Source organism: Aliihoeflea sp. 40Bstr573 (genome assembly GCF_024105655.1).
GTDB lineage: Bacteria > Pseudomonadota > Alphaproteobacteria > Rhizobiales > Rhizobiaceae > Aliihoeflea.
This window is the reverse complement of record NZ_JAAAMH010000006.1, coordinates 186,389-209,077: the sequence shown is the minus strand read 5'-3', so window position 1 is coordinate 209,077 and position 22,689 is coordinate 186,389. Positions and strand designations below refer to the sequence as shown.

The 22,689-nt window shown below is 64.8% G+C and carries 20 protein-coding genes; 9 read left to right on the top strand and 11 right to left on the bottom strand.

The genetic code is table 11. The features are described 5' to 3' along the window. Positions 1-103: 103 nt before the first annotated feature. From GTK01_RS10345 to GTK01_RS10310, 8 genes are all read right to left on the bottom strand, one after another. Positions 104-847, bottom strand: coding sequence for an SDR family NAD(P)-dependent oxidoreductase (locus tag GTK01_RS10345; protein WP_252925796.1), 744 nt, complete (start codon positions 845-847; stop codon positions 104-106). Beyond that, entirely contained in the window at positions 844-1,755 is a 912-nt protein-coding gene (locus GTK01_RS10340) for an NAD(P)-dependent oxidoreductase (RefSeq protein WP_252925795.1), read from the bottom strand. Before GTK01_RS10340 ends, GTK01_RS10345 begins: the two co-directional genes overlap by 4 nt. Further along, positions 1,752-2,741 (bottom strand): D-erythronate dehydrogenase, encoded by a 990-nt coding sequence (gene denD, locus GTK01_RS10335; protein ID WP_252925794.1) that lies wholly within the window; start codon positions 2,739-2,741, stop codon positions 1,752-1,754. The genes GTK01_RS10340 and denD overlap by 4 nt, the downstream gene beginning before the upstream one ends. A gap of 25 nt (positions 2,742-2,766) precedes the next feature. Beyond that, complete coding sequence (locus GTK01_RS10330) at positions 2,767-4,581, bottom strand: IlvD/Edd family dehydratase (protein WP_252925793.1); 1,815 nt, start codon at positions 4,579-4,581, stop codon at positions 2,767-2,769. Positions 4,582-4,683: 102 nt separating this feature from the next. Next, positions 4,684-6,174, bottom strand: a complete 1,491-nt coding sequence (locus GTK01_RS10325; RefSeq protein WP_252925792.1) for a tripartite tricarboxylate transporter permease — start codon at positions 6,172-6,174, stop codon at positions 4,684-4,686. 10 nt (positions 6,175-6,184) lie between these two features. Beyond that, positions 6,185-6,655: a tripartite tricarboxylate transporter TctB family protein gene (locus GTK01_RS10320; RefSeq protein WP_252925791.1), complete on the bottom strand. Its 471-nt coding sequence runs from the start codon at positions 6,653-6,655 to the stop codon at positions 6,185-6,187. A 72-nt stretch (positions 6,656-6,727) separates the two neighbouring features. Then, the gene (locus GTK01_RS10315) at positions 6,728-7,702 is read right to left on the bottom strand and encodes a tripartite tricarboxylate transporter substrate binding protein (protein WP_252925790.1); all 975 of its coding nucleotides are present in this window, start codon (positions 7,700-7,702) and stop codon (positions 6,728-6,730) included. 58 nt (positions 7,703-7,760) lie between these two features. Next, complete coding sequence (locus tag GTK01_RS10310; protein ID WP_252925789.1) at positions 7,761-8,771, bottom strand: LacI family DNA-binding transcriptional regulator; 1,011 nt, start codon at positions 8,769-8,771, stop codon at positions 7,761-7,763. A 189-nt stretch (positions 8,772-8,960) separates the two neighbouring features. Between GTK01_RS10310 and GTK01_RS10305 the strand changes: the two genes are divergently transcribed. The 5 genes from GTK01_RS10305 to GTK01_RS10285 all read left to right on the top strand — a co-directional run bounded on the left by GTK01_RS10305 (position 8,961) and on the right by GTK01_RS10285 (position 14,188). Continuing rightward, complete coding sequence (locus tag GTK01_RS10305) at positions 8,961-9,731, top strand: SDR family oxidoreductase (RefSeq protein WP_252925788.1); 771 nt, start codon at positions 8,961-8,963, stop codon at positions 9,729-9,731. Between the two features lie 49 nt (positions 9,732-9,780). After that, complete coding sequence (locus GTK01_RS10300; protein ID WP_252925787.1) at positions 9,781-10,845, top strand: ABC transporter ATP-binding protein; 1,065 nt, start codon at positions 9,781-9,783, stop codon at positions 10,843-10,845. 74 nt (positions 10,846-10,919) lie between these two features. Then, positions 10,920-12,239, top strand: coding sequence for an ABC transporter substrate-binding protein (locus tag GTK01_RS10295; RefSeq protein ID WP_252925786.1), 1,320 nt, complete (start codon positions 10,920-10,922; stop codon positions 12,237-12,239). Positions 12,240-12,381: 142 nt separating this feature from the next. Continuing rightward, positions 12,382-13,281 carry a carbohydrate ABC transporter permease gene (locus tag GTK01_RS10290; RefSeq protein WP_252925827.1) on the top strand — a complete coding sequence of 300 codons (900 nt, stop codon included), beginning with the start codon at positions 12,382-12,384 and terminating at the stop codon, positions 13,279-13,281. A 61-nt stretch (positions 13,282-13,342) separates the two neighbouring features. Further along, positions 13,343-14,188, top strand: a complete 846-nt coding sequence (locus GTK01_RS10285) for a carbohydrate ABC transporter permease (protein ID WP_252925826.1) — start codon at positions 13,343-13,345, stop codon at positions 14,186-14,188. Positions 14,189-14,269: 81 nt separating this feature from the next. On the opposite strand, the gene GTK01_RS10280 is transcribed toward GTK01_RS10285, so the two are convergent. Together GTK01_RS10280 and GTK01_RS10275 are read right to left on the bottom strand one after the other, a co-directional pair. Continuing rightward, positions 14,270-15,112 carry an ureidoglycolate lyase gene (locus tag GTK01_RS10280; RefSeq protein ID WP_252925785.1) on the bottom strand — a complete coding sequence of 281 codons (843 nt, stop codon included), beginning with the start codon at positions 15,110-15,112 and terminating at the stop codon, positions 14,270-14,272. 22 nt (positions 15,113-15,134) lie between these two features. Further along, positions 15,135-15,866: an SDR family oxidoreductase gene (locus GTK01_RS10275; protein ID WP_252925784.1), complete on the bottom strand. Its 732-nt coding sequence runs from the start codon at positions 15,864-15,866 to the stop codon at positions 15,135-15,137. A gap of 260 nt (positions 15,867-16,126) precedes the next feature. Between GTK01_RS10275 and GTK01_RS10270 the strand changes: the two genes are divergently transcribed. Both GTK01_RS10270 and GTK01_RS10265 read left to right on the top strand, forming a co-directional pair. Beyond that, positions 16,127-16,846 carry a BA14K family protein gene (locus GTK01_RS10270; RefSeq protein ID WP_252925783.1) on the top strand — a complete coding sequence of 240 codons (720 nt, stop codon included), beginning with the start codon at positions 16,127-16,129 and terminating at the stop codon, positions 16,844-16,846. A 179-nt stretch (positions 16,847-17,025) separates the two neighbouring features. Then, the gene (locus GTK01_RS10265; protein WP_252925782.1) at positions 17,026-17,967 is read left to right on the top strand and encodes a PfkB family carbohydrate kinase; all 942 of its coding nucleotides are present in this window, start codon (positions 17,026-17,028) and stop codon (positions 17,965-17,967) included. Between the two features lie 3 nt (positions 17,968-17,970). On the opposite strand, the gene GTK01_RS10260 is transcribed toward GTK01_RS10265, so the two are convergent. Beyond that, a complete protein-coding gene (locus GTK01_RS10260; RefSeq protein WP_252925781.1) occupies positions 17,971-19,983 on the bottom strand; it encodes a transcriptional regulator in 2,013 nt (670 codons plus the stop codon). Between the two features lie 126 nt (positions 19,984-20,109). Here GTK01_RS10260 and cysK point away from each other — a divergent pair, with 126 nt between their 5' ends. Both cysK and GTK01_RS10250 read left to right on the top strand, forming a co-directional pair. After that, on the top strand, positions 20,110-21,195 hold the full coding sequence (cysK, locus tag GTK01_RS10255; protein ID WP_252925780.1) for a cysteine synthase A: 1,086 nt from the start codon (positions 20,110-20,112) through the stop codon (positions 21,193-21,195). An 18-nt stretch (positions 21,196-21,213) separates the two neighbouring features. Continuing rightward, entirely contained in the window at positions 21,214-22,686 is a 1,473-nt protein-coding gene (locus GTK01_RS10250) for a pyridoxal-dependent decarboxylase (RefSeq protein ID WP_252925779.1), read from the top strand. Positions 22,687-22,689: the final 3 nt, after the last annotated feature.

Here is a 22,689-nt window from a genome sequence, read left to right as displayed (position 1 = left end):
ATACCCTTCGCGATCAATTCGACCGTCACGCCACCACCTCGACATCGCGAATGACCGAGCCGGCGACCCAGCGCTCGGACAGGCACTTCTTGATACTCGTCCCCTAATAGACTGCGCGGCCGCCGGAAATGTCGAAGACGCCGCCGGTGGTGAATGAGCAGTCCTCGGAGGACAGCCATGCGATCATGGCAGCCACTTCCGCAGGTTCGACGAAGCGGTTGAGCGGGATTTTCGAGAGCATGTAGTCGATGTGCTCCTGCGTCATCTGGTCGAAGATGCCGGTTCGCGCAGCGGCCGGGGTTACGCAATTGACCAGGATACCCGATCCCGCCAGTTCCTTCCCGAGCGACTTGGTCAGCGCGATCAGGCCGGCCTTGGACGCGGAGTAGTGCGAGGCGTTGGGATTGCCCTCCTTGCCGGCGATCGACGCGACATTGACGATGCGGCCATAACCGGCGGCCATCATGAGCGGCACCAGCGCATGGCTCACCAGATAGGGCGCGACGAGGTTGACCTCGATCGTGCGCCGCCAGACCTCGGGCGTAAGCTCCCAGGTCTTGGCGTTGCCGCCTGTGATGCCGGCATTGTTCACCAGAATGTCGACCGGGCGAGCCTCGAAGGCCTTGCGTGCCGCTGCCGCGACGGCGCTTTCGTCGGTGAGTTCGACCACCGCGCCCGTCGCCTTTTCGCCGAGCGCCCCGGTCGCCTCGTCGATGGCGGCTGCGTCAATGTCCCACAACTCGACGAAAGCCCCGCTGTCGACCATGCGCTGCGCGGTGGCAAACCCTATGCCCCTGGCCCCGCCGGTGATGATTGCCTTGCGTCCGTTCAGATCGATGCGGTTCATGCCCGGTTGTCCTTTGCCTTGCGATCAATGCCGTTGAGTTCCGCAACGATGTCGGCGAGCATCGGCACATAGTCGTCGCCCCGCCCGATCCCTTCGGCTGTTGCGAAACTGTTCTTCACGCTCGAGGCGAGATGCGAAGCGATGCCGCTGTCATTGGCCAGGCCCGCCACGTAGCGCATGTCCTTGTGCGCATTGCGCAATGCGAATTTGTGCGCGTCGCGGTCACCGTCGACGGCATATTGCATGAAGGTCTGGAAGAAGCCGCAATCCATGCGGCTGCCATTGATGATGTCGCGGAAGGTCGCGGCGTCGACGCCATTCTTCGCCCCGATCGCGAGCACCTCGGCATAGAGCGCGGCATAGCCGAGCGCGACGAAATTGTTGAGAAGCTTGACGGTATGGCCGGCCCCGACCTCCCCCACCCTGACGATGCGTGCCGCCCAAGTTGCGAAAAGCGGCTCCATTCGTGCGAAGTCGGCTTCGCTCGCGCCGACCATCGTGTCGAGCTTTCCTTCCCACGCCTCCTTCGGCGTGCGCGCGAGCGGCGCGTCGACAAGAACGATCCCGGCCGCGTGACAGGCCTTCGCGAGCGTGCGCGTCGAGACCGGATTGGAGGTCGAACAATCGACGATCGTGTGGACCGACCCCTTGTCGGCAAGAATTTCCGAAATGACGCCTTCGACCTCAGGACTGCCGGGCAGGCACAGGAAGACGATGTCCGCGCCGGCGACGAGATCGGCCACCGTCTCGGCCTCGCTCGCCCCGCGTTGCCGCAGGTCCTCGACAGGCGCACGGTTGCGGTGGCCCATGATCGTCATCGGATGGCCGGCCTCGATGATGTTCTTGGCGATGCCATGGCCCATCAGGCCGACGCCGATGAAGCCGATCCGTTCGCGTTCTGCGGTCATGCTGCTCTCCCTTCGCCCTGCTGTCGCCTGGCCCGCTCATCGGCGATGTGCGCCTTCACGATCGCGGCGAAATCCGTGTCGGCCACGAAGCCCGCGGATTTCGCGCGCTCGGCCGAAAAGTCGCGCGGCCATCCCGCGACGATCTTGCCGATCGCCGCATCCGGCTCGCGCTTGATCAGCGCCGCGATTTCATCGCCCGCGATTTGGCGCAGCGTTTCCACCATTTCGCCAACGGTGATCGAAAGGCCTGGCATCGTCAGCGAGCGTCGATCGCCCAGCACCACTGTATCGAGGGTGGCGGCATGCAGCAGGAACCCAACCGCTGCCGCCGGGCTCGCCACCCAGTGGCGCACGTCGTCTCCGACCGGGAGCAACGCTTCGAGGCCCGCAAGCGGCTCGCGGATGATGCCGGAAAAGAAGCCGGACGCTGCCTTGTTCGGCTTGCCCGGACGCACGACGATCGTCGGCAGCCGGATACCGACGCCATCGACGAAACCCTTGCGGCTGTAGTCCGACAAGAGCAGTTCGCAGATCGCCTTTTGCGTGCCGTAACTTGTCAGCGGCGCATGTAGGAATGTATCGCGGATCGGCTCCTCGAAGGGCGCGCCGAACACCGCAATCGAAGAGGTGAAGACGAGGCGCGGCCGGTATTCGTCGCTCGCGAGCCGGATCGCTTCGAGCAGGTTCTGCATGCCGGCGAGATTGATCCGATAGCCCTTCTCGAACTCGACCTCCGCCTCGCCCGAGACGATCGACGCCAGGTGGAAGATGACATCTGGCCGCGCGGCGACGAGGCTCGAGATCGTCCCGGCGTCGGCGATGTCGCCGGCGCTCGTCGAAACGAGCGGAGAGGACACTCCGCCTTCGACCACATCGAAGGAATGGATCGCGTCGATCTTGCGCCCGCCAAGCTCCCCGTTGGCCACGAGCGCTTCGACAAGCCGGCGCCCGACCATGCCCGCGCCGCCAAGTATCAATATGCGCATCAGCTCTCTCCCTTTCTTCGAACGTTCAGTGATTGTCGCGCGGGACGAGCGGCAACGTGCCGTCGACACCGCCCTGCGCGAGTCGGCGATAGGCGACCGCCGGTTCCAGAACCATGCCCGTATCGAGCTGCGAGACGAGGCCGCGCTGGATTTCCTGCCAGGGCGTCTGGTGCGCGGGGATTTCGTATCCGCCCCGGCTTTCAAGTTCGGTTCGGCGGCTTTGCAACTCGGCCTCGTCGACCAGCATGTCGGCCGTCCCGTTCTTCAGGTCGATGCGGACGCGGTCGCCCGTCTTCAAGAGCGCCAGCCCGCCATTGAGCGCGGCTTCCGGCGAGGCATTGAGGATCGAAGGTGAGCCCGACGTTCCGGACTGCCGGCCATCGCCGATGCACGGCAGCGAATGGACGCCGCGCTTGATAAGGTAGTCCGGCGCGCGCATGTTGACGACCTCGGCCGCGCCGGGATAGCCGATCGGTCCCGCGCCGCGCATGAACAGGATGCATCGTTCGTCGATGTCGAGCGCCGGATCGTCGATCCGGTGATGATAGTCCTCCGGCCCGTCGAATACGATCGCCCTTCCCTCGAAGGCCATGGGCTGCTCAGGGTCGGACAGATAGCGCTCGCGGAATTCCTGCGAAATCACTGACATCTTCATGATGGCGCTATCGAAGAGGTTGCCGCGTAGGACGCGGAAGCCCCCCTTTGTCTTGAGCGGCCGGTCGAAGGGCCGGATGACGCGGTCGTCCTCGATCGTTGCGCCGCGGCAGTTCTCGCCGATCGTGCGGCCATTGACGGTCATCGCTCCCGCGGCGATGAGATCATTGGCCATGAGTTGCGCGACGACGGCCGGTACGCCGCCGGCATGATAGTAGTCTTCACCAAGATATTCGCCGGCCGGCTGCAGGTTGACGAGAAGCGGCACCTCTTCGCCATATTTCTGCCAGTCGTCGATCGAAAGCTCGACTCCGACATGACGCGCCAGTGCGTTGAGATGGATTGGCGCGTTGGTCGACCCTCCGATCGCAGAATTGACGCGGATGGCGTTGATGAAGGCATCGCGCGTCAGAATATCGGATGGCTTCAGATCCTCCGCGACCATTGCCACGATGCGCTTGCCGGTCAGATACGCCATCTCCTGGCGGTCGCGGTAGGGCGCGGGGATCGCAGCGGAACCGGGCAGCTGCATGCCGAGCGCTTCGGCAAGGCTGTTCATGGTCGTCGCCGTGCCCATCGTGTTGCAATAGCCGGTGGAAGGAGCCGAACTCGCCACCAGCTTGACGAAGCCGGCATAGTCGATCTCGCCGGCGGCCATCATCTCGCGTGCCTTCCACACGATCGTTCCCGAGCCGGTGCGCTCGCCGCGGAACCATCCATTGAGCATCGGACCGACCGACAGCGCGATGGCGGGAATGTTGACGGTCGCCGCGCCCATCAGCATGGCGGGGGTGGTCTTGTCGCAGCCGATCGTGAGGACAACCCCGTCGAGCGGATAGCCGTAGAGAACTTCGACGAGGCCGAGATAGGCCAGGTTCCGGTCCAGCGACGCGGTCGGTCTCTTGCCGGTTTCCTGGATCGGATGGACGGGAAACTCGATGGCGATGCCGCCGGCCTCGCGGATGCCCTCGCGCACCCGCTTGGCGAGCTCAAGGTGATGGCGGTTGCAGGGCGACAGGTCGGAGCCGGTCTGAGCGATCCCGATGATCGGCTTGCCCGATTGCAGTTCCTCCTGCGAGAGCCCGTAATTCAGGTAGCGCTCGAGATAGAGCGCCGTCATGTCCGGATTCAACGGATTGTCGAACCAAGCCCGCGACCGCAGTTTCCGCCCTTCATTCCTCGTCATGACTCATCCCTTAAACTACGGCCTTCGCAGGCATTTCCCACCATTTGGCAGCGCTGCCATTTCTAACTTGCGTTCATCCTCTGCACAACTCCAAAAGGTCGTTCAGGCCGATGCGGCTGCCCGGTTTCGGAACGTGGAATAAAGGACCGATGCCCAGATCACTGCGAGCGCCAGAGCAAGCACGGCGGCGATCGGACGGTCTATGAAGGTCAGGAGGGAGCCATCCGACTTGATCATCGTGGTGACGAAGTTTCGCTCAAGGATCGGCCCGATAACGATGCCGAGAATGCAAGGCGCGATCGGGATCTCGTTTTCCTCCATGAAGAAGCCGAGAATGCCGAAAGCCAGCATGACGACGATGCCATAGGCCGCATTGTTGGAAGCAAAGGCGCCGACGATGCAGAAGACGAGGATGATTGGCATCAAGATCGCGCGCGGGGTGCGCAACAGGCCGCGCGCGAGCTTGATAACCAGCCAACCGAGCGGGACCATCAAGAGGTTCGCCAGAATGAAGATCAGGAAGACGGCGTAAATCATCTGCGGATTGAAGAGGAAGAGGGTCGGTCCCGGATTGAGGCCCTTGACGTAGAGCACCCCGATGACGATCGCCGTGATCGTGTCGCCGGGGATGCCGAACACCAGCGCCGGCACCCAGGCGCTTGATAGCGCCGCGTTGTTGGATGCCGTGGCTTCGACCACGCCTTCCAGATGGCCCTTGCCGTATTTCCCGGGCGTCTTCGACAGCCGCTTGCTGATCGCGTAGCTGACATAGGCGGCCACGTCCGCGCCGGCGCCCGGCAGGATGCCGATCGCGGTGCCGACCACGTTGCCGCGGACCTGCTGGCGCCAGTATCGGACGATCATGCCGCCCCAGTTGCGGAAGATGTTGCCGACCTTGACCTGGACATTGTCCCAGGACGGCGCGCCGGCGGCCATTGTCCGGAGCACCTCGGAGATCGCGAAGAGCCCGATCATGGCGGGAATGAAGTCGATCCCCGCCATCAGATCCGTGGAGCCGAAGGTGAAGCGCGGCACGCCGGCCGCATTGTTCAATCCCACGGTCGATACCAGAAGGCCGATCAGGAGACTGATCATGCCCCTGACCGGCGAGGTTGCGCCGATGAAGGCCGCGCAGGTGAGGCCCAGCATCGCCATCCAGAAATATTCCTGCGAGGAGAAATTCAGGGCGAATTCGGCCAGCGCCGGTGCGGCAAAGATCAGCACCACCGTCCCGAACAAGCCGCCGAGCGCGGAGAACAGGACACAGGCGCCGAGCACCGTCTCGGCCTCGCCTCTGCGCGTCATCGCATATGTTTCGTCTACGTAGGCAGCAGACGCCGGGGTGCCGGGTATGCGCAGGAGCGCGCCAGGAATGTCGCCGGCGAAGATCGCCATCGCCGCGCAGGTCACCATCGCGCCGACCGCGGGTATCGGGTCCATGAAGAAGGTTAGCGGCACCAACAGCGCCGTCGCCATCGTCGCGGTCAGGCCAGGCACGGCACCAACGAGAAGTCCGAACAGTGCGGCGCCGACGAGCGTCGCCAGAACCGGCCATGTGAAGACGAGCCCGAATGCCTGGATGATCGCGTCCATGCCGTCCTCTCTACCAGGGAAGCCGCGGCATGATGCCGAAGGGCAAGGGCACCAGAAGCAGGCTGCGGAACACGTAGTCGGTCACCAGCGTGGCGGCGACGGCGAAAAAGACCGTCTTGCCCCAGGAAACCGAAAGACTGCGAAACAGGACGATGAGGATCGCGACCGACATCGGCACGAACCCGATCCGCCGGGCAAGAAGTATGTAGGCGACGATGCAGACAATCGTGATGGCGACTGCGAGCAGCGCGCCGGGCTGGCGGGTCCATTCCGTCCGCGCGACCAGCGGCACCGATCCGGCCTGCCACCCCTTGACGAAAAGGAGGAGCGCGCAGCCGATCATGGCGAGCCCGATCAGCGTGGGGAAGGCTGCCGCGCCATATTGCTGCCCAGGCACCGCCGGCAATGTGCGCGCATAGATGGCGATGGATGCTCCAAGAAGGAGGAGCACGGTGCCTAGCATCGTGTCGCTGAACCGCATCCGGGGCTCCGGTGATACGACTGTGGCGTACGCCTGCCGGCAATCAGCCCGGCAGGCGTCGTCGAAAGAACGCTACTGCGCGAGTCCGACCGCTTCCATCGTCTGACCGAGCGAGGCATCGGCCTGTTCCATGAAGGTGCCGAACTCCTCGCCCTTCGCCCAGCGCACGCCATAGCCCTGCGCGGCCATGAAGTTCTGGTAGTCTTCGCTGTTGTAGACCGCTTCCAGCGCATCCATCAGACGAGTGGCGACGTCATCGGGCAGGCCTTCCGGGCCGACGATCCCGCGCCATGCGCCGATCTGCCAGTCCGAGCCGATGGCCTCCGAGAGGGTCGGGACGTCGGGGAAGAGTTCGGCGCGCTCCGGCCCCATCAGGCCAAGCGACTTGACGCGTCCCGCCTCGATCAGGCCGCGCGCCTCCACGAGCGAGGATGGCACGATGGAAACACCGCCGGCCATCAGGTCCTGCAGGCCGGATGCCGCGCCCTCGCTGGGCACCCAGGGCACGAGTGTCGGATCGATGTCCTGGTCATTGAGCAGACCGGCGAGCGCGAGATGCCAGATGCCGCCCTGTCCTGTGCCCGACGCGCGGAACGTTCCTGCAGGCGAATTCTCGATGGCGTTGAGAAGACTTTCCAACGTGTCGTGCTCGGAGTCCGCCAGGACCTGAACGCCGGCGGCATCCTCGTTCATCAGCGCCAGCGGGGTATAATCCGCATAAGTGAGTTCGGTGAGGCCCTGCCAGTGCATCATGCCGATCTCGACCGTGGCGATGCCGATCGTGTAGCCGTCCGGCTCCGCCTCGGCGATAGCCGAATGCCCCACCACGCCCGATCCGCCGGTGCGGTTGACCACGCTGACCGGCTGGCCGAGTTCGCGTTCAAGACCAGCGCCGATGATGCGCGCGGTGGCATCCGTGCCACCACCCGCGCCCCACGGCACGATCAGGGTCAAAGGTCTGTCGGGATATTGCGCGGCCGCAGCCGTGATGCCCAGGGCCGATACGGCGATCGCGGCACCCATTGCCAGAACGGTTCTTCCGATCATCTTCAGTTCCTCCCTTTGTGGTTTGCGTAAGCCGCCGATGCCTCCTCGCACCAGCCGGTCAGGTGGTAGCTCCTCTGACGAGTTCGAATGGAATGTCGACGACCTTGGCGCCGCCTTGCGCCATCACCATGCGCGCGCCGATCTCGCCGATCTCCGTGCGCGGCGTGCGCACGGTGGTCAGCGGCTGAGGCGCGAAGCGGCCGATGTCGAGGCCGTTGAAGCCCATAATTGCCAGTTGCGAGGGCACGGAGATTTTGCTGGCGAAGCAGTGGAACAGCCCGCCGACGGCGAAGTCGTCATTGGAGAAGTACACCGCGTCGAGGCTCGGATTGCGCGCCAGCATTCGTTCCAGCGCGGCGCGTCCGACTTCCGTCGACGACGTGCGGCCGATGAGTTCCGTTTCCGCCACGCTCGCGCCCGCCTCGGCGATCACCGCGCTGAAGCCCTCGAAACGCTTGCGTGCCCGCGGATCGAAAGAGAATTCCGGCCCGACATAACCGATCCGGCGATAGCCGCGTTCGATGAGGTGCCGGGCACTCGCCGCCCCGGCCTCGCGCTGGGAGAAGCCGACGACGATGTCGATCCCCTCCCCGTCGGTGTCAAGCAGTTCGGCGATGCGCACGCCGCTGTTCTTCAACATGGCGCGCGTGCGCTCGGTATGCTCGAGGCCCGCCACGAGAAAGGCCGCAGGGCGCCAGGCCAGCATCGACTGGATGACCTTCTGCTCCTGCTCGATGTCGTAGTCGGTCACGGCGATGACCGTCTGGAAGCCGATCGGGTTAAGCGCGACCGCTGCACCGCTCAACAGGTCGGGAAAGACGATGTTGTGCAGCGAGGGAATGACGATTCCGACGAGATTCGAACCGGACGAGGCCAGCGTTCCGGCGATCCTGTTGGGGACGTAGCCGAGTTCCTCGACTGCTTTCATGACACGATCGCGCGTGGCCTTTGAGAACGAGCCGTGGTTACGCAGAACCCGCGAGATCGTGCTCATGCCAAGGCCGACGGCGGCGCTGACTTCGCGCAGCGTGACCTCCGTCCTTTGCCTTTGATCGTCGTCCTGGTCCATGCCGGTAAGCGCCCAATCTTCAGTTACAGACGACCGCTACCACAATTTTGGCAGCGCTGCCAAATATTACTTGCCAGCAATTTGACGATGCGTTACCCGTTTGCTCCAGGTTGCCCGCCTGCCCGTTTGTGAACGGTCAGGTTGCACCGGGGAGGAATGCCGTGACACAGACAGTGCGGATTTTGCCGCATGGTTAGTCATGCCCGAACGAAGCCCCCAGTCGCGCTGGTGACGGGCGGGGGAACCGGCGTCGGGTTGGCGATCTCAACCGCGCTCGCCACCGCCGGATGGCAGGTCGTCATCACCGGCCGTCGCATCGAAGTGCTTCAGACGGCAGCCGCCCAGCTTGGCGACGACGACCTCGCAGTCACCGGCATCGCTGCGGATCTTTCCGATCCGCAGGCGGTTGGCCGGCTCTTCGAAGAGATCACGGCACAGCATGGTAAGCTTGATCTTCTGGTCAACAATGCCGGCGTCAACGCGCCGCCCGTGCCATTGGAAGACGTCGATTTCGCGGACTGGAACGCCGTTCTAGGCTCCAATCTCACCTCCGCGTTCCTGTGCACCCAGCATGCCGTGCGCCTGTTCAAGGCGCAGTCGCCCAAGGGCGGACGCATCATCAACAACGGATCGGTGTCGGCAACCACGCCGCGCCCCAATTCGGCCCCCTATGCCGCGACGAAGCACGCGATCACCGGGCTCACCAAGGCGACCTCGCTGGAGGGTCGCGCGCACAACATCGCCTGCGGCCAGATCGACATCGGCAATGCGGCCAGCGACATGACCGACACGATTTCCAAGGGCGTCCTGCAGGCCGACGGCACCGTAAAGGCGGAAGCCACGATCGATCCGCGCGATGTCGCCGAGGCGGTCGTCTACATGGCCGGGCTACCGCTTGGAACCAACGTACTGAACATCACCGTCATGGCGAACGCGATGCCGTTCGTCGGGCGCGGATAGCGCGCTCGCTCTTCTGGCGGACGCAAAGGGAAATCAGGGAGGATCTCCAATGGCGTCAGTCGAAATCGACGACGTACGCAAGTCTTTCGGGAGCCACCCCGTCATCAAGGGCGTCAGCGTCGATATCGAGGATGGTGAGTTCGTCATCCTGGTCGGGCCGTCGGGCTGCGGCAAGTCCACGCTCCTGCGCATGCTGGCCGGCCTGGAACACATTACCGGGGGCGAAATCCGCATCGGCAACCGGGTCGTCAACGACCTGCCGCCCAAGGAGCGGGACATCGCCATGGTGTTCCAGAACTATGCGCTCTATCCGCACATGACCGTCGCCGATAACATGTCGTTCTCGCTCATGCTCGCCGGCGCCGCGAAGAGCGAGATCGAAAAGCGGGTGAAGCCGGCGGCCGACATTCTTGGCCTCACGAACCTGCTCCACCGATATCCACGCCAGCTTTCCGGCGGCCAGCGCCAGCGCGTCGCCATGGGACGCGCCATCGTCCGCGATCCGCAGGTCTTTCTGTTCGATGAGCCGCTTTCAAATCTCGACGCCAAGCTGCGCGTGTCGATGCGCACCGAGATCAAGAACCTGCACCAGAGGCTGACCACGACCACCGTCTACGTCACGCACGACCAGATCGAAGCGATGACGATGGCCGACAAGATCGTCGTGATGCATGACGGCATCGTCGAGCAGATCGGCGCGCCGCTCGATCTTTACGACAACCCCGCCAACCTGTTCGTCGCCGGCTTCATCGGCTCGCCGGCCATGAACTTTCTCAACGGTCGCATCGACGAGGCCGACCCGACCAGCTTCCTGACGGATGACGGCGCGGTGCTTCCGGTTCCCGCGCCGCCCGCATCCGCGCGCGGCCGGGCACTCGTCTACGGCATCCGGCCGGAAGCGTTTTCGCTCGGCGGGCCCGTCGGGCTCAAGGTCCAGGTCATCGAGCCGACGGGGTCGGAGAGCCAGGTCGTGGGGCTGGTGGGCAGCACACAGGTGACATGCGTTTTCCGTGAGCGGGTGCGTCTGGCTCCGGGGGAGACGCTCGAGCTGTCGATCGACCCGAACGCGGCGCATCTGTTCGATGCCGGAACGGGGATACGACTGACGGACTGAGACAGCCAAGGCAGAGGAGCGGGCGAGCGAGGGCGGGAGGCCCGAGACGTCCGAAACAAGAAGGAGGAGATGACATGACGTTCAATCGCAGACAGATCATGACAGGTGCCGCCGGACTTATCGGAACGGCCGCGCTTGGCGGAATCAGCATGCCGCGGCGTGCATTCGCCCAGAGCGCGATTCCCAACTACACGCCCGAATCCGGCGCCACGCTCAGGCTCCTGCGCTGGGTTCCCTTCGTCAAGGCAGAGGAAGAGGCGTGGAACGCCAACACGCGCGCTTTTACCGAAGCGACCGGCGTCGAAGTCCGGATCGATCAGGAAAGCTGGGAGGATGTGCGCCCGAAAGCGGCGGTCGCCGCCAATATCGGCTCTGGCCCCGACATCGTCATGGGTTGGTTCGACGACGTCCATCAATACCCCGACAAACTCGTCGACGTGACCGAACTCGGCACCGCGCTCGGCGAGGCCCATGGCGGCTGGTATCCGGGCCTCGAAGGCTATGCACGCCGCGACGACAAGTTCATCGCGCTGCCACTGTGCGCCATCGGCAATGCGATCTGCTATCGCGCCAGCCATGTCGAGGCAGCCGGCTTCTCGGAATTCCCGAACGACACGGACGGCTTCCTGGAACTTTGCAAGGCATTGCAGGCGAACGGCACGCCGGCCGGCTTCCCGCACGGCAAAGCCGTCGGCGACGGCAACAATTACGCGCACTGGCTGTTGTGGAGCCACGGCGGCAAGACCGTCGACGAAAGCGGCACTGTCGCGATCAACAGTCCTGAGACGCTTGCCGCGATCGAGTATGCGCGGGCCCTCTACGCGACCTTTATCCCCGGCACCGAAAGCTGGCTCGACATCAACAACAACCGCGCGTTCCTCGCCGGACAGTGCTCGCTCGTCGCCAATGGCGTTTCGCTCTATTACGCGGCCCGCAACGATCCGGCCATGCAGGAGATCGCCGACGACATCCGCACCACGACGCTACCGATCGGACCGGTCGGCGAATCTGTCGAGTTGCACCAGACATCCACGCTGGCGATCTTCAACCACACCCCTTATCCCGAAGCTGCCAAGGCGTACCTCGCCTTCATGTACCAGTCCGACAACATGAACGCGTGGATCGAGGGCGCCAGCGCCTATTGCTGCCAGCCTCTGCGGGAATACGAGTCGAACCCGGTCTGGACGTCCTCGCCGATCCACGAGCCCTACTCCAAGGCGTCGGCGAGCCTTCGCCCGAACGGCTGGGCCGGCCCGCTCGGCTACGCATCCGCGGCGGTGATGGCCGATTACGTTCTCGTCGACATGTTTGCCGAGGCGGTGACCGGCCAGCGCACGCCCGAAGATGCCATCGCGAACGCCGAGCGCCGCATCAACCGCTACTACCGCGTCTGACGCGGAGCGCGCCGGGTTCCACCAAGCCCGGCGCCCTTCCTTCAAGCCGCGACGGCCATGACGAGCTACTGACGGAGATCAACGGGCAATGTCCACGACCCTGGAAAGCGACAACGTTGCTTCGCCCCGGACCAGAGCGTCGATGCTGGCGCGCCTTGGCGAAAGCCGCAACGGGCTGGGCTTGCTGTTCATGCTTCCCGCGGCGGCCTTTCTCCTGTGCTTCCTGACCTATCCGCTCGGCCTTGGCGTCTGGCTCGGCTTTACCGACACATCGATCGGCCGCCGGGGAATCTTCATCGGCCTCGAAAACTATGTGTGGCTGTGGAACGACAACGTTTTCTGGCTCTCGATCTTCAACACGCTGCTCTACACCTTCGTCGCTTCGGTGCTGAAATTCGTGCTCGGCCTGTGGCTGGCGCTCGTCCTGAACCAGCATCTGCCGTTCAAGAATTTCTTCCGCGCGATTATCCTGTTGCCCTGGGTCGTCCCGACCGTGCTTTCTGCGCTGGCCTTCTGGTGGATCTTCGATTCGCAGTTCTCCATCATCTCGTTCGTGCTGATGGAATGGGGGCTGATCGACCGTCCGATCAACTTCCTGGGCGACCCGAACCTCGCGCGCGCTTCCGTCATCGCAGCCAATGTCTGGCGTGGCATTCCCTTCGTCGCGATCTGCCTTCTGGCCGGTCTGCAGACCATCCCGCAATCGCTGCATGAAGCGGCCGCGCTCGACGGCGCGCGTCCCTGGCAACGCTTCCGCTATGTGACGCTGCCGCTTTTGACGCCCATCATCGCGGTCGTGATGACATTCTCGGTGCTGTTCACCTTCACCGACTTCCAGTTGATCTACGTCCTGACGCGCGGCGGCCCGGTCAATGCAACGCATCTGATGGCGACGCTCTCGTTCCAGCGCGCCATCCCCGGCGGACAGCTCGGCGAAGGCGCAGCGATCGCGGTCGCGATGATCCCGTTCCTGCTCGGCGCCATCCTGTTCAGTTTCTTCGGCCTGCAACGCCGCAAATGGCAGCAGGGTGGAGCCGATTGAGGACATGACCATGACCGACAGCACAATCGCCGCCAAACCCACCGAAGACGATATCGTCGGCATGGACCAGTACGACACGCTGCTGCGTCGCATCGTCGTCGTTTACCTGCCCCTTCTCGTCTTCGTCTTCGTCCTCCTGTTCCCCTTCTACTGGATGGCGGTAACGGCGGTGAAACCCAATCACCAGCTCACGAACTACACCGACTACAGTCCGTTCTGGGTCGTCGGACCGACGCTCGAGCACATCAAGTATCTCCTGTTCGAGACCTCCTATCCGGGCTGGCTCTGGAACACGATGATCGTCTCGGTGTCCTCGACGATCCTGTCGCTGGCCGCCTCGGTTTTCGCCGCCTATGCGATCGAGCGCGTTCGCTTCACGGGTGCGCGCGTGACGGGGCTGATGATCTTCCTCGCCTATCTCGTGCCGCCGTCCATCCTGTTCATTCCGCTGGCCTTCATGGTCTTCCAGTTCGGCATCTACGACACCCGGCTGGCGCTGATCCTCACCTATCCGACCTTCCTCATCCCGTTCTGCACCTGGCTGCTGATGGGCTATTTCCGCTCGATCCCGTTCGAGCTGGAGGAAAGCGCGCTCGTCGATGGTGCTAGCCGCTGGCAGATCCTGACCAAGATCGTCCTGCCGCTGGCCATTCCCGGCCTGATCTCGGCCGGCATCTTTGCCTTCACCTTGTCCTGGAACGAATTCATCTACGCGCTGACCTTCATCTCCTCGTCGGAGAACAAGACCGTACCGGTCGGCGTCCTCACCGAACTCGTGCGCGGCGACGTCTATGAGTGGGGCGCGCTGATGTCCGGCGCGCTGATCGGCTCGCTGCCGGTCGTCATCCTCTACTCCTTCTTCGTCGACTACTACGTGTCGTCGATGACGGGCGCTGTGAAGGAATAGGCATTCACCCGGGAGAAGCGGCAAAAAGGCCGGCGCATCCGTGCACCGGCCTTTTCCTTTGAACCGATCCTTTTGCGTGGGTCAGTCGGCGGCGGTCCGCTGGCTCTGCTCGCCAAGACCTTCGATGCCGAGCCGCATGGTCTGACCGGCCTTCAGATAAACGGGCGGCTTCTGGCCCATGCCAACGCCCGGCGGCGTGCCCGTTGCGATGATGTCGCCGGCGTGCAGCGTCATGAACTGCGACAGATACGAGACGAGGTGGGCGACGCCATAGACCATCGTCTTCGTCGAACCGTCCTGGTAGCGGTGCCCGTCGACCTCCAGCCACATGCCGAGATTTTGCGGATCGGGGATTTCGTCGGCCGTCACCATCCACGGCCCGATCGGTCCGAACGTATCGCAGCACTTGCCCTTGTCCCAGGTGCCGTGGCGTTCGAGCTGGTACTCGCGCTCCGACACGTCGTTGACGACGCAGTAGCCGGCCACATGCGCGAGCGCCTCGGCTTCCGACACGTATTTCGCGGACTGGCCGATGACGATGCCCAGTTCCACCTCCCAATCCGTCTTCACCGAGCCGCGAGGAATGCGAACCTCGTCATTCGGCCCGACGATCGCCGAGCGCGGCTTCATGAACATGATGGGCTCCGGCGGGACCTTGGCGCCGCTTTCGGCCGCATGGTCGGCATAGTTGAGGCCGATGCAGATGAACTTGCCGACATCGCCGACGCATGGGCCAATCCGCGGATTGCCTTCGACCGGTGGCAGGCTTGACGGGTCGATCTCGGCAAGGCTCGCAAGCCCCGACGGCGTCAGCGTGTCGCCCGAGATGTCGGCGACCTTGCCCGACAGGTCGCGGATGCGTCCCTCGGCATCGAGCAGCCCCGGCTTTTCGTTTCCCGGCTGGCCATAGCGCAGCAATTTCATGCGTCATTCCCTTTCCTGTTGTTCAAATCGCCCAGCCGCCGTCGATCAGATGGATCGCGCCGGTCGTATAGCTTGCCCCCGACAGATAAACGACGAGATCGGCGATCTCCTCGGCCTTGCCGATGCGTCCGATCGGCTGGCGTGCGATGAAGGCGGTGCGGGCCGCCTCATAGTCGCCTTGCGCCCTCAGCCGTTCGTGCAGCGATGGGCTGTCGACCGTTCCCGGGCAGATCGCGTTGCAGCGGATGCCCTCTGCCACATAGTCGGCTGCGACCGATTTCGTCAGGCCGATCACCGCCGCCTTGGAGGCGCTGTAGAGGCACCGGTTGGGCACGCCCTTCACGCTGGAAGCGACCGACGCCATGTTGATGATGCAGCCGTCGCGGCGGTCCAGCATGCCCGGCAGAACCGCCTTGATCATGCGTATCTGCGCCTTCACGTTCAGCGAGAAGGCGAAATCGAACTCCTCGTCGGTACAGTCGAGAACTGTGCCGGCATGGACGACCCCCGCACAGTTGAACAGGATGTCAACCTGGCCGACTTCCCGGCTCAGGGCTGCAGTCGCTGCGGGATCGAGCACGTCGAGCGGGCGCGCGGCGATGCCATCGACGCCGTCGAGCGCCTTTAGACCTTCGAGATTTATGTCGGTCGCGACGACCTTGGCGCCGGCCGTTGCCAGCGCGATGGCGCTCGCACGGCCGATGCCCTGCGCTGCCGCCGTGACGAGGGCAGTGCGCCCTGTCAGATCGGTCATGCTCTCCTCCCTCACCATTGCGTCCCCTGTTAACATCCTCGTCCATCAAAGAGAACCGAAAAAGTGGCAGCGCTGCCATCCCCCACCCAGGCCCATCGGGGCAGGCGCAGCGGGAACGGCCGGCACCACGCCTGACTGTCGCGCCCTCACTTCCGGTGAGATCCGATCCGGCGCTCGATTGCCTCGTGCGGCAACGGACCCGTGTTCGGAACCGTAATCGCTTTTCGGCATTGATTGTCCAGCAATTGATGGAGGCCCCGATGAAACCCGTACTCGCCGCCGCCGCAGGATTCACACTGTCGCTGGGCATGTTCGCAGGCGGTGCCGTACTCGCCACCTACACGCTCACCGCCAAGCCCGTCGGCGAACAGGTGGGGCCGACACAGGATGTCGCGGCGCTCTGGACCTTGGAGCCGAAGCCGGTCGATACGGACGCGCAGGACCTGGAACGCATCGCCGCCGCGCCCCTGCCGCCCGAGCCGGAGGTCGCAGAAAGATCTGCACGAGGACCAACCGAGGTCGAGGAAATCACCATCGCGAGCGCAGACCCGGACGCATGGCCTCAAGACGAGATGGACGTCGATCAGACCACGACCAGCGCCATTCCCTCGCCGCAGGACATGCCTGCCAAGGAAGCAGCCGGTGCCCGTTTGCCGGCCGCACATGTGCAGTGGTGCGCGGACCGCTATCGTTCATACCGGATTGAAACGAACAGTTACACGCCCTACAGCGGTGGCCAGAAAAGCTGCGTGTCGCCCTATTCCGGCCAGGATGAAACCACGGTCAGCGCGGAATTTGCGCAGGTAGCCATGACTTCCGACGCGCAGACAGGCGCTTATGCGAACGCGTCCACGACGGGTCGTCATGTGGAGATGGCCTCGCGCCACGTGCAGTCGTGCTTTGACCGCTACCGCTCCTATCGGCCGGAGGACAACAGCTACCAGCCCTATGGGGGTGGCCCGCGCCAGCAGTGCCGATAAGCGCGGCGTAGTGGACAGCCGCGCGATGCGCGACTCATAGCGGCCGTGCTCCGCAGACTGCCGAACTTGATAGCCGACCCGTTGGCATCGTCGCCGCAATGGCGTACCGAGGTCGACGAGGCGCTCGGCGCAATGCCGGAAAAGAGCATGGCGGCTGCCATCGCAACGGAGGCTTGTCCGTGACCGCAAGGCTGTTTCTCTCGATCGGCGAGCCGATGGTTGAGCTCAGCCGCGCTGGCGACGGCGAGGCGGATTTCTGGCGGATGGGGTTTGCTGGAGACGTGCTCAATACGCTGTGGTACGCGCGCGCCATCCTTCCCGAGGCCGGCTGGCGCACCGCGCTATTGACGCGGCTCGGCGCTGACCCCTTCTCGGCGCGCATGCGCGCGTTCCTTGCCCGCAATGGCCTCGACACAACCTACGTCGGCCCCGACGAGACGCGCAGCGTGGGGCTTTACGCGATTGACCTGTCGCCAACCGGAGAACGAAGCTTTTCATACTGGCGCTCTGCTTCCGCCGCCCGCGGGCTCGCCGACGATGCCGCAGCGCTCGCAGATGCGATCGCGGCCGCCGACCTCGTCTACTTCTCAGGCATCACGCTGGCGATCCTTCCGCCGGCCGGCCGCCAAAATCTCGTCGACGCCGCCCGCACTGCCAAGGCGCGCGGCCAGGCTGTCGTCTTCGACCCGAACATCCGCCCGGCGCTCTGGGAGGATCGCGAGACGATGGCTCGCTGGCTGCGCGAAGGCATCGCGGCGGCGTCGATCGGCCTTCCCAGTTTTGACGATGATGCCGAGCTTTGGGGCGACGCCTCGCCTTCAGATTGCCTTCACCGCTGGCAGGCCGCGGGCTGCGGCGAAGTCGCCGTCAAGAATGGCGGCGGCGACATCGTGGTTGGTATGCCGGGTCACGTCGAAACGATTGCCGTCGAGCGTGTCCGTCCCGTGGACACGACCGGCGCCGGCGACGCGTTCAACGCAGCGTATCTCGCCGCACGGCTTGCCGGGATTGCGCCCGCCGAGGCCGTCCGCGCCGGGCATGGCCTGGCCCGCCATGTCATCGGCGAGCGCGGCGCGCTCATGCCCATGGAGCGGCTCAAGGAAGTGACCCTGCGCGGCTGAGGGCTACGCGCCGAAGCCGATGCTTGAAGCCGCACGGCGGAACAAAAGCTCGGCATCCGGCGAAAAATGGAAAGTCGTCAGGAAATCCTCGACGCGGAAGCTCGGAATCGTCTGGCGAACCATTTCGGCATAGACCCTCGCCTCATCGATCCGCCCTGCCAGCGCCAGGCAGTGAGCGGCGATCGCCAGGATGATCACATGCGCATTCGGCCGCGCCGCGGCCTTGAGCGCCCACTGGGCCGCTTCCTCGAACTGGCCGAGCCGCACATGCGCCAGGGCGCGCGCGCCCATCATCCCGAAGAGCAGCGGGTCGAACGGGCTCAGGCTGCGCGAATGGTCGGACGAGTTGATCGCCGCCGCCGCATCGCCCGACTGCGACTGCACGAAGGACAGCGCATAGTGCCCGAGCGCGAAGTTCGGGCTGAGGTCGACGGACCGCTCCAACTCGACCACCGCCTGGTCGTGGCGGCCCCGCAGCCACAGCGCCCGCCCCATAGCCCAGTGCGCGGCCGGGTCATGATCGTCTGCCAGGAGGCTGCGCCCCGCAGCGTCGAACGCGCTATCCGCCTCCTTATGTCGATCGTTCCACTGCTGGAATGCGTTCTGCCAGTGCGTGAAGGACAGCCCCGAATAGGCCCGTGCGAAGGTCGGGTCGATCGCGCTCGATTGGCGGAAGAATTGCTGCGCCAGATCGTTGTCGGCCTTGGTGAAACGGTACATGTGCCAGAGGCCGCGATGGTAGGCCTCCCAGGCATTGAGTGAGTTGGGCGGTTTCAGGATGGCGCGGTTCTTCTCCGCCGTCTCGATCTCGTTGGCGATAGAGGCGACGATCATGTCACAGATATCGTCGAGGACGAGGAAGGCATCGTCGCGCCGGACCTCGAACTCCTCCGACCAGACGATGCGCGCCGTCCGCATCTCCACGAGTTCCACCGAGACCTCCGCCCGCTGGCCGTGGCGCCGTACGATACCATGCGCGAAATAGTCGACATCGAGCCGCCGCGCCGCCTCGGCAGGCGCCACCTCCTCTTCCGACAGGGCAAAAACAGAGCCACGGGCGATGACGAAGAGGGTTCGCAGCTTGGCGAGCCTTGTGATGATGTCATGCGTCAGACCGTCGGCGAGCCGGCGCTCCCCGATCATCAGGTCGTCCTCGTTGAAGGGCATGACGGCGAGCGAGGCGCGTGAGCGCGCGGCAGGCCGCTCGGTATCGGGCGCGATTTCAGCCTTGAACGCGGGCGCGGCGGTGACCGGGGCGGTCGCGGTTCTGCGCAGTTCCCGCCATGCCTTCGACACCGCGTCGAGATCAACGGCCTCGGCCTCATAGAGTCGCGCCACGGCGGCGAAATGCCGTTCGGCCTCATGCGGCAGCCCACCGTCGAGCAGCGTCTTCAGCAGGAGCGTCTGGGCGCGTGGGTCGAACGGCGACAGCTCGACCCAGCGTTCCACATGTGGCCGCAGAAACTGCGGGCTTTCCGCCTTAAGCTCGACCAGCCGCTCCAGGATCGCCGCGTGACAGGAGCGATAGTGACGGCGCTGCGTCGCCAGCCAATGGTCGAGTTGCGGGCTGCGGGCCAAGTCGAGGCCTTCGAGGAAATCGCCGACGAAAAGGTCGCAGAGCGCCGCAAGCTCCGCCCCGTCGAGCGTTGCGAGCCCGTCGCGCATTGCGGCATCCACGAGCAGGACGTCGACCGTGCAATCGCCAAGATCGAGCGCGATCATGTCGTCGCGGGCCGAGAGGCGAACGCGACCAGGCTCGTCGAGGATGGTGCGCAGCTTGCTCAGGCACCAGCGCAGCTCGCCGCGCGGGTCGTTGGCGACGTCGCCAAGAAGTTCGCAGAGCCGGCTGCGGCCGACGGGATGGCCGGAAGCGGCAAGATAGGCCAGCAGCGCGCGCACCTTTCGCGACGGCGGCAGGTCAATCGTCGCCCCGCCGCGCGCGACCGACAAGCGGCCGAACATGCGCAGCACCAGGGCCGCGGAAGGCGGTTCTGCATGGGACGGCGAAATTTCCATGCGCGATTCCACGCTTTCTACAACGGCCCCACCCTTGGCAGCAGACTACCACCGCGGGCGACGGCTGACATCCGCCATTTGAGCGGGTCCGTCGTGGAAGCATCTGCGGCAACCAGGGAGAAGATCATGCAAAGCGGCCAGACCATCCGCACCACCGCCGGGCGCGGCCGGCTCTTCGACAGCATTCTCGACACGATCGGCGACACCCCGGCCGTCCGGATCAACAATCTCGCCGTCCCCGGCGTGACCATGTATGTCAAGGTCGAGTTCTTCAATCCGGCGGGCTCGGTGAAGGATCGTCTCGCACTCAACATCATCGAGGACGCCGAGCGGCGCGGCCTCCTGAAGCCCGGCCAGACCGTGGTGGAGGCGACGAGCGGCAATACCGGCATCGGCCTCGCCATCGTCTGTGCGCAGAAGGGCTATCCGCTCGTCGTCACAATGGCAGACAGCTTTTCCGTGGAGCGGCGCAAGCTGATGCGGATGCTCGGCGCCAAGGTCGTGCTGACACCGCGCGCGCTGAAGGGATTTGGCATGTACCAGAAGGCGGTGGAGCTCGCCGAGGCAAATGGCTGGTTCCTCGCCCGCCAGTTCGAGACCGAGGCCAACGCCGACATCCACGAGATGACGACGGCGCGCGAGATCGTCAATGATTTCGCCGGCTCGCGTCTCGACGTCTTCGTCACCGGCTATGGCACGGGCGGCACGGTTACCGGCGTCGGCCGCGTCCTGCGCCGTGAAATGCCACAAACGCGCATCGTCTTGAGCGAGCCCGCCAACGCGCAGCTTCTCGGCAGCGGCCAGCCCCAGCAGCGCGGCAGCAATGGCGCGCCAAGCGCCAGCCACCTCGCCTTCGAACCGCACCCGATCCAGGGATGGACGCCCGATTTCATCCCCAACGTGCTGCAAGAGGCCGTCGACAAGCATCTCTACGACGAGGTGATCCCGATCTCCGGCCCGGAGGCCATCAAATGGGCGCGCGACCTTGCCCGCCGCGAGGGCATCTTCACCGGCATATCCGGCGGGGCGACGTTCGGCATCGCGCGGGGGATCGCGGAAAAGGCGCCGGCCGGCTCGGTGATCCTGTGCATGCTGCCCGACACGGGCGAGCGCTACCTGTCGACCCCGATGTTCGAGGGTATCGAGGAAGACATGGACGCCGAGGAACGGGCGCTTTCCCTGTCGACCCCCGGCTTTCAGTTCGCAGCCTGAGTTTAGCGGGGGCAGGCCATGGACGCGGGACGCGAAATGCTTGCGCAGGCGCAGGAAGATACGCTCGATCCAGCCGATTGGGGAGCGCTTGCCGCCCTCGCCCACAAGATCGTCGACAACGGGTTCGCCCATATGGCGACGCTTAGGGAGCGCCCGGCCTGGCGGGACCTGCCAGGCGAATTGGCGGAAATCTTCAGCGGACCGCCGCCGCGCGCGCCGCAGCCCCTGAGTGAGGTACTCGAGACCGTGGGCGAAACGGTGATGTCCTATCCGATGGGCAACAGCCATCCGCGGTTTTGGGCCTGGTACATGGGTGCGGGCAACATGACCGGGGCGCTCGCGGATTTCATCGCCGCTGTCCAGGCCTCCAACCTCGGGGGCGGCAAGCACGCCGCCGCCCTCGTCGACCAGCAAGTCGTCGACTGGCTGCGGCAGATGGTCGGCTTTCCCGATACGGCGAGCGGCACGCTCGTCAGCGGCGGCTCGATTGCCAACCTGATCGGCCTCACGGTCGCCCGCAACCTCAAGGCCGGGATCGATATCCGCGAACTGGGCATCGGCGCCGTGCCAAGGCCGCTCCGCTTTTACGGCTCCGACCAGCTCCATAGCTGCCACCGCAAGGCGGTCGAAACGCTCGGCCTTGGCAATCGCGCGCTGCGGCGCATTCCGAGCGACGCGAGCTGGCGCATCGACATTTCCGCCCTGCGAGAGGCGATCGCAGAGGACCGCGCGGCGGGCTTCCGGCCTGCCTGCATCATCGCCAGTGCCGGCTCGGTCAACACGGGTTCGATCGACGATCTCAATGCGCTTGCCGACCTGGCCGCCGAGGAAGCCCTGTGGTTCCACGTCGATGGCTGCATCGGCGCGCTCATCGCCATCGCGCCCGGCCACCGCGAGCTCGTCGACGGTCTTTCCCGCGCGGATTCGCTCGCGCTCGACCCGCACAAATGGCTCCATGCACCGTTCGACGTGGGCTGCTGCCTGGTGCGCAACGCCGCCGCGCATCGCGGCGCCTTCAGCACGTTTGCTGAATATCTCGCAACGTCCGAGCGCGGCCTCGCCTCGGGCGCATGGCTCTACGAGCTCGGTCTCCAGACCAGCCGGGGCTTTCGCGCGCTGAAGGTCTGGATGGCGCTGAAGGAGCATGGCGTCGACAAGTTCGGCCGGCTGATCGACCAGAACATCGACATGGCGCATTACCTGACGCGCCTCGTCGAGACGGAGCCGACGCTGTCGCTCACCGCGCCGACGGTCATCAACATCGTCTGTTTCCGCTTCGATCCGGGTGGGCTCGGCGAACCGGCGCTGAAGGCGCTCAACACCGAGATCATGCTGCGTCTCCAGGAATCCGGCATCGCCGTTCTTACCGACACGACGCTGCGCGGCAATCACAGCCTGCGCGCGGCGATCTGCAACCACCGCACCCGCTACAACGATCTAAACCTCGTCGTCGGCGAGATCGTGCGCATCGGCAAGGAGCTTACGGCATAGGCC

What these genes read in the sequence shown, in the direction of transcription:
- GTK01_RS10330 (WP_252925793.1), bottom strand. Translation starts at nt 4,581, where the DNA reads ATGACGAGGAATGAAGGGCGGAAACTGCGGTCGCGGGCTTGGTTCGAC.
- GTK01_RS10270 (WP_252925783.1), top strand. Translation starts at nt 16,127, where the DNA reads ATGAAACCCGTACTCGCCGCCGCCGCAGGATTCACACTGTCGCTGGGC.
- GTK01_RS10305 (WP_252925788.1), top strand. Translation starts at nt 8,961, where the DNA reads ATGGTTAGTCATGCCCGAACGAAGCCCCCAGTCGCGCTGGTGACGGGC.
- GTK01_RS10345 (WP_252925796.1), bottom strand. Translation starts at nt 847, where the DNA reads ATGAACCGCATCGATCTGAACGGACGCAAGGCAATCATCACCGGCGGG.
- denD (WP_252925794.1), bottom strand. Translation starts at nt 2,741, where the DNA reads ATGCGCATATTGATACTTGGCGGCGCGGGCATGGTCGGGCGCCGGCTT.
- GTK01_RS10275 (WP_252925784.1), bottom strand. Translation starts at nt 15,866, where the DNA reads ATGACCGATCTGACAGGGCGCACTGCCCTCGTCACGGCGGCAGCGCAG.
- GTK01_RS10295 (WP_252925786.1), top strand. Translation starts at nt 10,920, where the DNA reads ATGACGTTCAATCGCAGACAGATCATGACAGGTGCCGCCGGACTTATC.
- GTK01_RS10290 (WP_252925827.1), top strand. Translation starts at nt 12,382, where the DNA reads ATGCTGGCGCGCCTTGGCGAAAGCCGCAACGGGCTGGGCTTGCTGTTC.
- GTK01_RS10250 (WP_252925779.1), top strand. Translation starts at nt 21,214, where the DNA reads ATGGACGCGGGACGCGAAATGCTTGCGCAGGCGCAGGAAGATACGCTC.
- GTK01_RS10280 (WP_252925785.1), bottom strand. Translation starts at nt 15,112, where the DNA reads ATGAAATTGCTGCGCTATGGCCAGCCGGGAAACGAAAAGCCGGGGCTG.
- GTK01_RS10340 (WP_252925795.1), bottom strand. Translation starts at nt 1,755, where the DNA reads ATGACCGCAGAACGCGAACGGATCGGCTTCATCGGCGTCGGCCTGATG.
- cysK (WP_252925780.1), top strand. Translation starts at nt 20,110, where the DNA reads ATGCAAAGCGGCCAGACCATCCGCACCACCGCCGGGCGCGGCCGGCTC.
- GTK01_RS10310 (WP_252925789.1), bottom strand. Translation starts at nt 8,771, where the DNA reads ATGGACCAGGACGACGATCAAAGGCAAAGGACGGAGGTCACGCTGCGC.
- GTK01_RS10325 (WP_252925792.1), bottom strand. Translation starts at nt 6,174, where the DNA reads ATGGACGCGATCATCCAGGCATTCGGGCTCGTCTTCACATGGCCGGTT.
- GTK01_RS10300 (WP_252925787.1), top strand. Translation starts at nt 9,781, where the DNA reads ATGGCGTCAGTCGAAATCGACGACGTACGCAAGTCTTTCGGGAGCCAC.
- GTK01_RS10320 (WP_252925791.1), bottom strand. Translation starts at nt 6,655, where the DNA reads ATGCGGTTCAGCGACACGATGCTAGGCACCGTGCTCCTCCTTCTTGGA.
- GTK01_RS10315 (WP_252925790.1), bottom strand. Translation starts at nt 7,702, where the DNA reads ATGATCGGAAGAACCGTTCTGGCAATGGGTGCCGCGATCGCCGTATCG.
- GTK01_RS10260 (WP_252925781.1), bottom strand. Translation starts at nt 19,983, where the DNA reads ATGGAAATTTCGCCGTCCCATGCAGAACCGCCTTCCGCGGCCCTGGTG.
- GTK01_RS10285 (WP_252925826.1), top strand. Translation starts at nt 13,343, where the DNA reads ATGGACCAGTACGACACGCTGCTGCGTCGCATCGTCGTCGTTTACCTG.